The 12,600-nt window shown below is 28.3% G+C and carries 10 protein-coding genes and 1 pseudogene; 3 read left to right on the top strand and 8 right to left on the bottom strand.

The window, feature by feature from the left end; genetic code table 11:
• Positions 1-8 precede the first annotated feature (8 nt).
• Together ACMHJW_RS03465 and ACMHJW_RS03470 are read left to right on the top strand one after the other, a co-directional pair.
• Complete coding sequence (locus tag ACMHJW_RS03465) at positions 9-794, top strand: helix-turn-helix domain-containing protein (protein ID WP_413532028.1); 786 nt, start codon at positions 9-11, stop codon at positions 792-794.
• An 80-nt stretch (positions 795-874) separates the two neighbouring features.
• Entirely contained in the window at positions 875-2,527 is a 1,653-nt protein-coding gene (locus ACMHJW_RS03470) for an alpha/beta hydrolase-fold protein (protein ID WP_413532029.1), read from the top strand.
• A 38-nt stretch (positions 2,528-2,565) separates the two neighbouring features.
• On the opposite strand, the gene ACMHJW_RS03475 is transcribed toward ACMHJW_RS03470, so the two are convergent.
• Positions 2,566-3,717 (bottom strand): FAD-dependent monooxygenase, encoded by a 1,152-nt coding sequence (locus tag ACMHJW_RS03475; protein ID WP_413532030.1) that lies wholly within the window; start codon positions 3,715-3,717, stop codon positions 2,566-2,568.
• 96 nt (positions 3,718-3,813) lie between these two features.
• Positions 3,814-5,196, bottom strand: coding sequence for a dipeptidase (locus tag ACMHJW_RS03480; RefSeq protein ID WP_413532031.1), 1,383 nt, complete (start codon positions 5,194-5,196; stop codon positions 3,814-3,816).
• Positions 5,197-5,306: 110 nt separating this feature from the next.
• Between ACMHJW_RS03480 and ACMHJW_RS03485 the strand changes: the two genes are divergently transcribed.
• Positions 5,307-5,621 carry a DUF4286 family protein gene (locus tag ACMHJW_RS03485; RefSeq protein WP_413532032.1) on the top strand — a complete coding sequence of 105 codons (315 nt, stop codon included), beginning with the start codon at positions 5,307-5,309 and terminating at the stop codon, positions 5,619-5,621.
• 36 nt (positions 5,622-5,657) lie between these two features.
• Here the strand turns inward: ACMHJW_RS03485 and ACMHJW_RS03490 are convergent, their stop codons facing one another.
• The 6 genes and pseudogenes from ACMHJW_RS03490 to ACMHJW_RS03515 form a co-directional block, all read right to left on the bottom strand.
• On the bottom strand, positions 5,658-6,215 hold the full coding sequence (locus ACMHJW_RS03490) for a hypothetical protein (RefSeq protein ID WP_413532033.1): 558 nt from the start codon (positions 6,213-6,215) through the stop codon (positions 5,658-5,660).
• A gap of 209 nt (positions 6,216-6,424) precedes the next feature.
• Entirely contained in the window at positions 6,425-7,708 is a 1,284-nt protein-coding gene (gene hemL / locus ACMHJW_RS03495; RefSeq protein ID WP_413532034.1) for a glutamate-1-semialdehyde 2,1-aminomutase, read from the bottom strand.
• A 62-nt stretch (positions 7,709-7,770) separates the two neighbouring features.
• Positions 7,771-11,217 (bottom strand): AAA domain-containing protein, encoded by a 3,447-nt coding sequence (locus ACMHJW_RS03500; RefSeq protein ID WP_413532035.1) that lies wholly within the window; start codon positions 11,215-11,217, stop codon positions 7,771-7,773.
• Between the two features lie 45 nt (positions 11,218-11,262).
• On the bottom strand, positions 11,263-12,078 hold the full coding sequence (locus ACMHJW_RS03505; protein ID WP_413532036.1) for a DUF4846 domain-containing protein: 816 nt from the start codon (positions 12,076-12,078) through the stop codon (positions 11,263-11,265).
• 1 nt (position 12,079) lies between these two features.
• Positions 12,080-12,214, bottom strand: a pseudogene (locus tag ACMHJW_RS03510) (VOC family protein); the annotation flags it as partial.
• Positions 12,215-12,226: 12 nt separating this feature from the next.
• Positions 12,227-12,457, bottom strand: coding sequence for a hypothetical protein (locus tag ACMHJW_RS03515; protein ID WP_413532037.1), 231 nt, complete (start codon positions 12,455-12,457; stop codon positions 12,227-12,229).
• Positions 12,458-12,600 lie beyond the last annotated feature (143 nt).

Consider the following 12,600-nt stretch of genomic DNA (forward strand, 5'->3'; position numbering starts at 1 on the left):
AAAGAATAATGTTCACAACATTTAAACCTAATAACAAAATACTAAAAAAGTATATTGATTATTATTATGTTGATATTAAACATGATAATACATTAACTGTATATGATTGTTTTCCACATTATAATAATACGATTTCTGTTTATAAATCTCATCAATACATAAAGGGGAATTCTGTTTACAAAGAAAATAGTGTTCCTCTTCAAATTTTTACTCCTATACGAACAGACGTTTTACATGTTCAACAAATTGGTTCTGTTGAGCGTTTTGTGATTGTTTTTAAGCCTTTTGGGATTAATCAATTTCTGAATAATATAGATTTTTCAAGTATTATAGATGATTTAAATTTTTTTGATAATAAAGAATGTAATCATTTATTTAATCATCTAAAATCTGAAGAATTTATTCCAATAATTGAATCTATTTTATTGAATAAAATGACTAGAATTGAAAATGTAATTATAGAAAATTCAATAGATTATATTTTTAAACATTATGATGAATTTACAGTTAGTCAACTTGCTGATTATTTGGGTTTTAGTCGGAAACATATCAATCGAGTTTTCAAAGAAAATATTGGAGTTTCGATTAAAAATTTTCATGAAATAGTTTTATTTAGAAAAACTGTTGAAGAGAAATTGTTACATAATCCTGATGAGACATTTACCTCGATTGCTCATAAATTAAACTTTACGGATCAATCTCATTTTAATAGATTATACAAAAAATTTGTTTCAGAATCTCCTAATCAATTTTATAAAAATGGAGAATTAATAGGAGAACAAGATACTTTTTGAAGATTCCATAAAAATTAAAATGTCCCAATTTTACAAGTTTTTAATATTTATTGGTTTTATTTTTATACAAAATTCAATCAATGAAAAATTATTTCTTTCTTACTATCGTACTTTTATCCTCACAAATTTTTAGCCAAGAAACTTATTCGAATCTAATATCGAAAGCAGAAAAATTAGTCGAAGAAAATAAAAAGGATTTAGCTTTAGATTATTATACAAAGGCATTTAATCTACATAATGATAGTATTAATAGTTTTGATTTATATGATGCAGCTGAACTTTCTAATGAAATTAATCAAACTCCTAAATCTTTTTATTTTTTAGAAAAACTTGTTAAGAAAAACTCAAAACCTTTTCCTGGTTGGTATTTTATTTTAGATAAAGATTCGAAAGTAAAATTCAAAAATTTATTATCTGATAAACGTTGGTTGAATTTAGTAGAAACTTCAAATAAAATATCTAAAAAATTTTATGATAGTATTCAATTGACAAATGATGAATTTTTTATTACTAAGAATACAAATCATGTCGAAATTAAAGATAAGAAACAACTTTATAAAAGTTTAAGAAATTCTTCATCCTTCTTATCAAAGAAAGAACAAAATTATTCTATTTTTTTTCCTCTCAATGATACTTTAAAATCTTCATATTTTATTCATTTACCTAAAAATTATAATCCAGAGAGAAAATATCCAATGCTTATTTTTCTTCACGGAGCTGTTAATTATAGTGAGTTAACAATGTTTTCTACAGATAATAATTTAAAAGGTTGGAATAGATTTTATACTAAATATGCTAATCAAAATGATGTTATTTTAGTATTTCCTCTCGCTGATAAACGTTATAATTGGATGACAGAAAAAGGATTTTATATGGTTCCAGAAATTATTCGTCAAATAAAATCAACAATTAATGTCGATGATAATAAAGTCTTTTTAACTGGACATTCTAATGGAGCAACAGGTTCGTTTAATTATTTAGTGAAACAACCTACTTATTTTGCTGGTTTTTATGGTTTCAATACACAGCCAATTGTAAGAACAGGAGGAACGTTTATTCAAAATGCATTGAATCGTTCTTTTATAAATTTTTCAACAGATTTAGATTATTATTTTCCACCAAAAGCGAATGATGATTTAACTGTTTTGATGCAATCATTAAACATTGATTATAAAGATTATCGCTACAATGGTTATCCACATTGGTTTCCAGAGTTTAATGGTTCTGAAGCTGCAATCAAAATATTGTTTGATGATTTACTAAATAGAGAAAGAAATCCATTTCCGAATAAATTAATTTGGGAAACTGATGATGTAAAATATGGAAAAATAGATTGGCTCGAAATCACAAGACTGGATACAATTTCGGCTAAAAAAGAATGGCAAAAAAACTATAATTTCAAGATAACAAAATGGTTAGAATATGACGATAATGATAGTTTACAAGTAAAAGATGTAGATAAAATGGCTTTTAATTTTCCTCGTAAATCAGGTTTAATAAAAGCAAGCTATTCAAAAAATAGATTTGATATTGAAACATCTTCTGTAAAATCATTTCGATTATATATTTCTCCTGAAATGATTAATCTAAACAAAAAATTAAAAGTTTATGCCAATAATAAATTGATATACAATCAAAAAGTAGATTATAATCCATCTTTTATGAAAGAAAATTTCAATAAAAATATTGATAGAGAACAAGTTTGGATTAATTCTATAGATTTTGAGTTATGACTCTCAACTTAACAAAATAAACACTAAAATGAAATAAATTAAACTTTCATAAAATCTTCTTCTAGTAAGTCTTCTAAAGGACTTTGCGTAAGAGATTGTGGCAAATTACGAAAAATAAAATTTCTAATACCCATTAAAAATTTATTGTCAATTTGAGCAATTTTACCTGCCAAACGAGAAGTATCAATAATATAATGAGTTCGTTTTAATCGACGCAAATTATAATGTTCAAAAGCCAGTAAAATATCTGTATCTTTTTTAATTAATTCATCATACAAAACACAAACATCTTCAACTGCCATACAAGCGCCTTGTCCCATATTTGGCGTAGTTGCATGTGCAGCATCTCCAATTAATAAAACACGATTAAAAGCATAATTATTAATCGGTTTAATATCCATAATTGGTGTTGTGATGATACTTTCTGGATTTGTTTTTTGTAAGGTATTTCTAATTTGCCCTGAATAATCTTTAAAGTGATTTTTAATATCATTTAAAGTATAATTATAAATATCAGAATTCAATTTTGTATTCACACAAGCATACCAATAAATTTGATTATTAATTAATGGTGTTAAACCAAAACGCCCATTTGGTCCCCATGTTTCGATACTCTTTTTTGAATTATATGATTTATCTTCTACAATAGCGCGCCAACAAATATAACCAGCATAGCGTGGCGTAGAATGTTTTAGTAATTGTTGACGAACTGTAGAATTTATACCATCTGCACCAATCAAATAATCACCTTCGGTAGAAGTTCCATCTTCAAAATGAAGGACAACTTTTTCGAAACTTTGCTCAAAGAATTTTACTTTTTTGGACGTTTTAATTTTATTCGAATCAATTTTTGAAACCAAATATTGATGTAAATCGGCACGATGAATAGCGAAATTTTCGTTGTTGTAATTTTTTCTTAATCGTTCTGTATCAGCCTTAAGGATTGTTTTCTCTTTCCAATCTTGAATTTCAAAATCTTCTAACATATGTCCCAAAGGAGCAACTTCTTCTGCTAAACCAAGAATTTCAAACGCTTTCATAGCATTAGAAGCTAAACCAAAACCAGCTCCAATTCCGCGAACTTCTGATGAAGCTTCGAAAATCTCGTAGTCATAATTTAAATCTTGAAGAACTTTTGCTAAAGTTAATCCTGCAATTCCTGCACCGGCGATTAAGAATTTTTTACTCATTGGTTAAAATATAATCCAAAATTAAGCATTCTACTATTAATCAAAAAGAAAAGCGAATCAATTTGATTCGCTTTTCAGAAGTTATTTTGTCGAAAATTATTGTTCGTTAAAATATTTGTAAAAATATGGAATAGTTTCGATTCCTTTGTAGAAATTGAATAATCCATAATGTTCGTTAGGAGAGTGGATAACATCAGAGTTTAATCCGAATCCCATTAAAACAGATTTTGTTCCTAATTCTTCTTCGAATAAAGCAACGATTGGAATAGATCCTCCAGCTCTTTCAGCTAATGCTTCTTTCTCGAAAGTTTCAGCTAATGCTTTTTTAGCAGCAATAAAACCAGGATGATTTGTTGGTAAAATATAAGGTTTACCTCCGTGATGTGGTTTTACTTTCACTTCTACAGAAGATGGTGCTAAAGTTGGGAAATAATCTGCAAATTGTTGCGTAACAACTTCTGGATCTTGTCCTGGAACTAAGCGCATAGAGATTTTGGCATAAGCATGAGAAGGAATAACTGTTTTAGCTCCTTCACCAATATATCCTCCCCAAATTCCGTTTACGTCTAAAGTTGGACGAATAGAAGCTCTTTCTATTGTAGAATATCCTTCTTCTCCTTGAATATCAGCAATTCCAATAGACTTTTTATATTCTTCAACATCAAATGGAATTTTTGCCAAATCAGCTCTTTCATCTTCTGTTAATTCAAGAATTGGTTCATAAAAACCAGGAATTGTAATGTGACCTTTTTCGTTGATTAATTTTCCAATCATTGTTGCTAAAACATTAATCGGATTTGGAACAGCTCCTCCATAAACACCAGAGTGCATATCACGATTTGCTCCTTTTACCTCAACTTCTACATAAGATAATCCACGTAAACCAACTGAAATAGAAGGTTGTTCATTTGAAATCATAGAAGTATCAGAAATCAAAATCACATCATTTTTTAATTTCTCTTTATTGTTTTTAACGAAATTTACTAATGAAGGAGAACCAACTTCTTCTTCACCTTCGATCATAAATTTAACGTTACAAGGTAATTCGTTTGATTTGTTTAAAGCTTCAAAAGCTTTAACATGCATAAACATTTGACCTTTATCATCAGCAGAACCACGAGCAAAGATTGCTCCATCTGGATGAATTTCTGTCTTTTTGATAACTGGCTCGTATGGTCCAGATTCCCATAATTCTAATGGATCAGCAGGTTGTACATCATAATGTCCGTAAACTAAAACAGTAGGTTTAGAAGCGTCAATTATTTTTTCTCCGTAAACAACAGGAAAACCTTCTGTTTCGCATACTTCAACATTATCAGCACCTGCTTCTGTTAAATATTTAGCAACCATTTCTGCTGCATCATTTACGTCTTGTGTATAGGCTGGATCAGCACTAACTGAAGGAATTTTAAGTAATTCGATTAATTCATCAAGAAAACGTTGTTTATTCTCTTGTATAAATTGTTGTGTATTGTTCATTTTTGTTTGTTATGAATAATAGGTAAATTTAGAAATAAAATCTTGATTTGACTTTCTTTTTACTAAAAATATAATTGGAAAACCTTTGTATCTTTGCAAAAATTTAGAGAATGATATTATATAATACAACTTTTATTGTAGAACAAGAAGTGCACGATGATTGGTTTCAATGGCTACAAGAAGAGCATATAAATGACTATTTGAAATCGAATTGTTTTATAGGAGCTCGTTTAGGAAAGATAACTTCTCATGTAGAACCTGGAGCGATTTCTTATTCTTTACAATTATTTGTAAATGATGAATTGACTTTGGATAAATTTAAGAATAATTTTTTATCAGAATTAAAACAAAAAAGTTTACAAAAATATGCTACTAAAGTGCTAAGTTTCGAAAGTGAAATGGAACATATAGGAGATTATAATTAAACAAAAGCTCGAGAATTTTCTCGAGCTTTTGTTTAATTATATATTTTTTTGAAAAATAACTTCAATATTCAATTCAATCCATTGTTTGGTATTAAAGTCATAATAAGATTTTGTAATATTTGTAGATAGACGGTTATTATCTAAAATTTTTAAATTTTCAATTGAAACATTTTTTTTCCTTATCTCATGACCAACATAGTTGTTTTCTATATAACTATTATCTTTTATAACGATAAGTTTATCCGATAATGTTGTAGATGTTCCAAAACCGTACTTTAGAAAATCTGCATAACCATCAGGTGCGCTTGGATAATCAAGATTTATTAAAGTTAGAGGAAAATTAAAGTATATAACATTTGTTTTAGGTTTAACTTCTAAAAAGTTATCTCGTTTATTTAGAATCTCAATTTCATCCATCAAATTAGTTGATGTTTTTTTATCATTGTTTAAATCAACAGCTATATCCGCGTTATAGGATGCAATATTGTAAGTATGAACTAAATTTTCTTCCGAAAAATTGTCGTCATCTTTACATCCAAAATTAATAAGAATTACGCTAGATGCAAGCAGTAGTTTAAAGTGATTCGTAATCATATGGATATGAATTTTAGTAAATATAACAATTTTATTGATTTTAGTTCTCAATTAATGATTTGATACTTTGTATAGAATTAGATTTCTATTCATTGTAATTATTTATGAATGATAAATTGAATTTAGATCAAATAAGAGATTAAGTTAATTTATCAAAAAAAATAAACAAAAAAATGCAGTAGAAAACTACTGCATTTTTTCGTTTATGATTATCCTTCGAAGCTTCTTATAGCTTCCAAAGTTTTATTGATTTCTGCATCTTTAATCGCATCAGAAATAAACCAAGTTTCGTATCCGGAAGGAGCAATGTAAACTTCGTTTGTTAACAAATGATGAAAGAATTTATTAAATCTATCATGATTACATTTTGTTACATCTGTAAAGTTTTTAATTGACGTTTGCTCTGTAAAGAAAACAGACATCATAGAACCTAAACGATTAATATGAGCTGGAATACCTTTTTCAGTAAAGATTTTAGATATTTCGTTGTCTAATGTTTCTGTTGCATTATCAATACGATTGAATAATGCTCTATCATTATTAATGATATTTAAAGTTGTAAGACCAGCGCGCATCGCAATTGGATTTCCAGATAATGTTCCTGCTTGATAAACAGGACCAAGAGGAGCAAGGTGATTCATAATTTCACGTCGAGCAGCAAATGCTCCAACAGGAAAACCTCCACCAATTACTTTACCAAATGTAACAATATCAGCTTTGATATTTAAACGTTCTTGAGAACCTCCCATTGCTTGACGAAAACCTGTCATTACTTCATCAAAAATTAATAAAGCGCCATTTGTATCACAAATTTGTCTTAAACCTTCTAAGAATCCTTCTTCAGGAACAATACATCCCATGTTTCCAGCAATTGGTTCAACAATAATCGCTGCAATTTCATCTTTATTTTGTTCGAATAAAATTTTTACATCTTCTAGATTATTGTATTCTGCTAATAATGTATCTTTTGCTGTTCCTTGTGTTACACCTGGAGAATTTGGATTTCCGAAAGTTGCAGCACCAGATCCTGCTTTAATTAAAAATGAATCTGAATGTCCATGATAACAACCTTCAAATTTTATAATTTTATCACGATTTGTATAACCTCTTGCCAAACGAATTGCAGACATACAAGCTTCTGTTCCTGAATTTACCATACGAACCATGTCTATATTTGGAACAACAGAAGTAATTAATTTTGCAATTTCAGTTTCCAATTCTGTTGGTGTACCAAAAGAGAAACCATTTTTCATTTGTTCAACAGTTGCATTCAAAACACGTGGATCTGTATGACCAATAATCATTGGTCCCCAAGAATTGATGTAATCAACATAAGCACGTCCATCTTCATCATAAATATAAGCACCTTCGGCTTTTTTGATAAAAATTGGCGTTCCTCCAACTGATTTAAATGCACGAACAGGAGAATTTACACCTCCTGGAATATATTCTTGCGCATCTTTGAATAATGCGCTACTTCTTTGATACAACATAATTTTCTACAAATAGTTGCACAAATTTACAGAATCTAAAACGAATTAAGAAGTGATTTTAATTAGATTATCAGTTTATGAGAAGTTTTATTTTCTAAATAATCAATTAAAATTTTTATCAATTGATTTTCTTTTAAAATAGCTTGATTTCCAATTAAAAATAATTGTTCCTTCGCGCGTGTTAAAGCGACATTCAGTTTTCTATCCACATTTCCTTGATCGTTCATATTTACCAATGCATTCAATTGCGAATAATATGTTACAGCAAAACTATAAAGAATAATATCGCGCTGACTTCCTTGATAACGTTCAACTGTATCAACGGTAATTTGTTCGTAATTTGGAATATTTGCCAATTCTAATTTTTGCTTAATCAAGGCTATTTGATTTCGGAAAGGAGCAATAATTCCGATTGTTTTCTTAGCATCAAATGGCTTGTTATTTAATTCATATAAATGAATAATTTCTTGTACAAATTTCACAATCAAATCGGCTTCTTGCACATTCGTTGAAGGCAAATAAGGATTTTCGTCGACATTAATAAATGCAAAACGATGATTTGTAATAAAGTTTTGCAAATCATTTTCTTTATCATAATTTTCAAAATACAAATCAGCTCTTTGACGATTTAAACTTTGTTTTATTTCTTCATTTAAATTCGGAATATCATAAGCAACATTTAATTTTCCATCATAAAAATAATTATTCGGAAAATCTGCAATTTCGGCATGCATTCTTCCTTGATAAGTCAGTTGATCAAACGCATTTTCATGATTATTTCGTTCACAAAATTCATATAAACGTTCGAAAATTGAATTTTTACGATTAATTAAACCAATATTTTCTAATAATTCGTTATTCGTTTTTGCCAATTCAGGATTCTGTAAAACAATTGCTGGCAATTGCTTATGATCGCCAATCATGATAAAACGTTCAGCTTTTGGTAAAATTCCAACAATTTGAGGCTCTAAAATTTGAGAAGCTTCATCAATAATAATTGTATCGAATTTCTTTAATTTCAGAATGTCATTTTTACTAGAAATGGAAGCAACTGTGGAAACAAAAATGCGTTGTTTGCGAATAATATCTTGAATTGTTTTTCTCGAAAATTTTTCTCCTTTTTGTTCTAAATCAGTATCTTTTTGCTCAATAATTTTATTCAGTAAATTTGAATGAAATTCGGGTGAAGTAGATAATTCATTTCCAATTCGGATAAATTTTTGTTCAATTTGATCAGAAATTGCCGAATTTATTGATTCGCATAATTCATCTACAGCACGATTTGTATATGCTAAAAGCAGAATATTGCAATCTTGTTTTTCGTAAATTTCTTTCACCAATTCTTTGATGATAATCGATGTTTTTCCTGTACCTGGAGGTCCATTCAACAAGAAATAATCTTTTGCAGAAAGTGCTTTTTTCAGAATTCGATTTTGTTCTTCCGAAAGATTTGAATTAAAATAATCATAATCCATTTTATTTCTTGGAATAGATTGTGTTAAAATCAAGTCTTTTTTTGCTTTCGAAGAATGAATTAATCCATATAAATTTCGATACATCGAAACAAAAGAAGAATCCATAAAATCGCGTTCTAAAGCCCATTTTCCTGTCGAATCAAACGAATCAAAAAAGTGCGTATTTGGTTGCTGATAACGAAAACGTAAAACAATAAATTCTCGCGAAATACTTTTGATTGTACATTTGAAAACCTGATTGGTTAAAACAGAATCTTTAAAATTATTTCTCGGATAAAGAATACAAATATCGCCTTCTCGAATAGAAATAAAATCATTTGCAGGATTTGTTCTCTTTAATTTGATTTCTCGTTTCGGATCAGAAATATGATTTTCAACAATTTCTAAATCATAAATAATTTCGAAATTATTATTCTTTTCTTCAAAAGTATTCAGCCACAAACTTGCCAAACCATTGTTGGAATTTGATTGTCCCAAACCAAGTTTCGCCATATATTGTTCTTTCGCGATAAAATTTGTGAACGAATAAAAATAAGCTTTTTCTAATGGCGAACTATTTTTGATTGGATAAATGAATTTATCCAATTGTTCTTCTAAAATTTCTTTGAAACGAGGATTGATTTTTCGTTTGATAAAATTTGAAGGTTTAATTGAATAAATTGTTGATTCAATATCTGTTAATGAATGATTGGCTAATCTGTTTTCATTAATAATGATTCGATTTCGTAAATCAAAAATACGTTGAACTCGAGCTAAAGTTGGCACATCAAAACGTAAATTTCCTCGAAAAACTTTCGAATAAAAAATATATCCTTCTGTGTTTTTCGTTACATCTTTAAACTCTAAATCATACAAAACTCCAATGATTTGATAATATAAAAATAGCTGAGTTGCATGATTTGGTTTTACACTTTTTCCATCATCAGGAAAAGGCGCTCCACCAGATTTCAATTCTATAATTTTATTTTTTCCTTCAGAATTGATATCTAATAAATCTAATCGACCTTGAATTCCGTATTGTTCACACAAAAAAGAAGGTTCTATTAATGCGCGATCCAAGGAAATATTATTGCGTGAAAAATCTTCTGTCAATACTTTTTGAATGCGATCAAAATGTCCTTTTGCTTCTAAATAATAATCTTTTAAATCTTGTGGATTTGCCAAATCATTACAAGCTGTATATTCTAATGGATAATTTTTGAAATCATTTTTGAAAATCTCATTAAAATCTGTGTTTTCAATGTTTTCTGTCGAAAAATGATCGACAACCGAATTGGCAAAATTTCCTAATCGAATGTGTTTGCTATTTGGCGCTTCTTCAAATTTTTTCTTTACATAATGCAATTCCGAAGTTCCATAATCTTGGAAACATTCTGCAATTGCCGAAATATCAACTAAATAATCTGGCTCGAGAATGATAAAACGAGGATGATAAATTCCTTCTTCATCAATTGTCGAATTAACTAAATTTAATTGCGCTCCAATCCAAAAATTTTCAGTTGAAGTAAAGTTTTCGTTTACGCCATCTTCATCAATTTGAACTGTAATATAATCGTCTGTTTCATTATCTTCATGATCGCAAATCAAGCAATCGCGTTTGATTTCAATTACTTGAACACGCAATTTTTTTACTCGATTTCTTGTTAGAATTTTGTTTGTATAAAATTCTTTTTCAGGAAAATAATAAATAATTTCTGCTGGAATCATTACTTCATAAATAGAAGAAATAAAATCGGCAACATATTTATAATGTGTGAAATATTCGTGTTCTGTCGGTTCGTATTTTTCGCTCAGAATTCGTTGAGCTGTTTTTCGAAACGAATGAATTTTGGTTGAAACTTGATATTGATTACAAATGAAAGATAGTTTTGAGAAAAAGTTAGAAAACTGTAAAGCTTCATTTTTAGTTAATTCAAATGCAATATTTTCGACCAAACGTTTTAAATCTAAATATTTAGAATTGATTGGTTTATTGGCAAGTTGAATTTGTAAAACTTCATTTAACAGTTGATTTCCTATTTCTTCTCGATTCACGGCGATTAATTTGGTGTAAAATTAAGATTAATTTATTAAAAATCTTTAATCCCAAGTTTTCCAATCATCATTTGTAAACAACCATTCTGGAGTTTTAATTTTACCTTTTTGAACTTTATACCAGGGATTTAATTTTTTATTCGTCGGATTATTAAGAATCTGAATTTCTTGAGCAGGCATATAACTTTGAGCAAGTAAAACAATTTTTTCGTTTTGTTCATTCTTTGCTAAATCGACTACCATAACAGCGTGCCCATAAGGATTTCCTTGTTGTAAAAGAATATCTCCAATTTTAACTTGTTCAAAATTCACCGATTCTAATTGATTTTTTAGAGAAGCTGTATTCGCATAACTGAAAACATATTCCAAATACTTCCAATAATTTTCTGGTGAATTATTTCCATTTGCAAAATCAGTAAATTTGCGCGGTTTTCCGTCCGATAAAAAGTTGAAGGAGATTTCATCATAACGCTTTTGTTTGTAGAGATAATCGGCTCTCAAACGCATTGTAGCATCTGCACATTGATGTAAATCTTTGTTTCCAATCGGTAAATCAATCACCCCATTGTATACATTATTTACAGGTTTTTCTTTTCCACTATAATATTTCACAAGTGTTCCAAAGTCTTTTAATTGCAAATGTTGTAGAAAATAGCCGAATTCATTTTGATTATAATTTTCTCTTTGAAAACCTTTCGGAACGGAATACCGATCAATTATTTTATTTTCTTTTTCGTTAATAAAACTTTCTTTCTCTACTATTTTTGGAATTGAATTATAATGATTTTTTTGATTAATAGAATTTTCATCTTTACAATTAAAGATGAAAAATGGAATTATAAAACAGATATATTTTTTCAAATTATTTAATTCTTAATGGTGAAACAATTGTAATAAATCCGTCAGGATCTAAGAAAGAAATTCCATTTTCATTCCAATATGGATTTTTAGATTTTATTGGTTTTATATGATGAAGTTCTAAACGCTCAATGATTTCGTCATATTCTTGTTACGTTGTTGGATAAAATACCAAACAATCATCTTCATCAAAATAATGATTAACTTCTTTATGTGTTGTTGTAAATTCTAAATGCCAATCTAAATTAGGTTTTCCGATAAAAATACCATCATAACCATTGTGATTATGAAATTCTCGGAGTATTTCAAGATTAAATATTCTCGTATAAAAAGTTGTTATTTTATCTATTTGTTTTGTATGTCTAGCGATTCGGAATTGCATAAAATTCACTATTATTGTTGAAGGAAAATTAATCTATTTTATTGAATTTTAATGAAAATAATTTAAGCAAAATGAAGAATCTTTTTTACTACTTCATTTTTAATTTTTTGTTCAGCAAATACATTTGCTCAAAATGAAAAAAT

Source organism: Empedobacter brevis, from assembly GCF_965118635.1.
Lineage (GTDB): Bacteria > Bacteroidota > Bacteroidia > Flavobacteriales > Weeksellaceae > Empedobacter > Empedobacter brevis_A.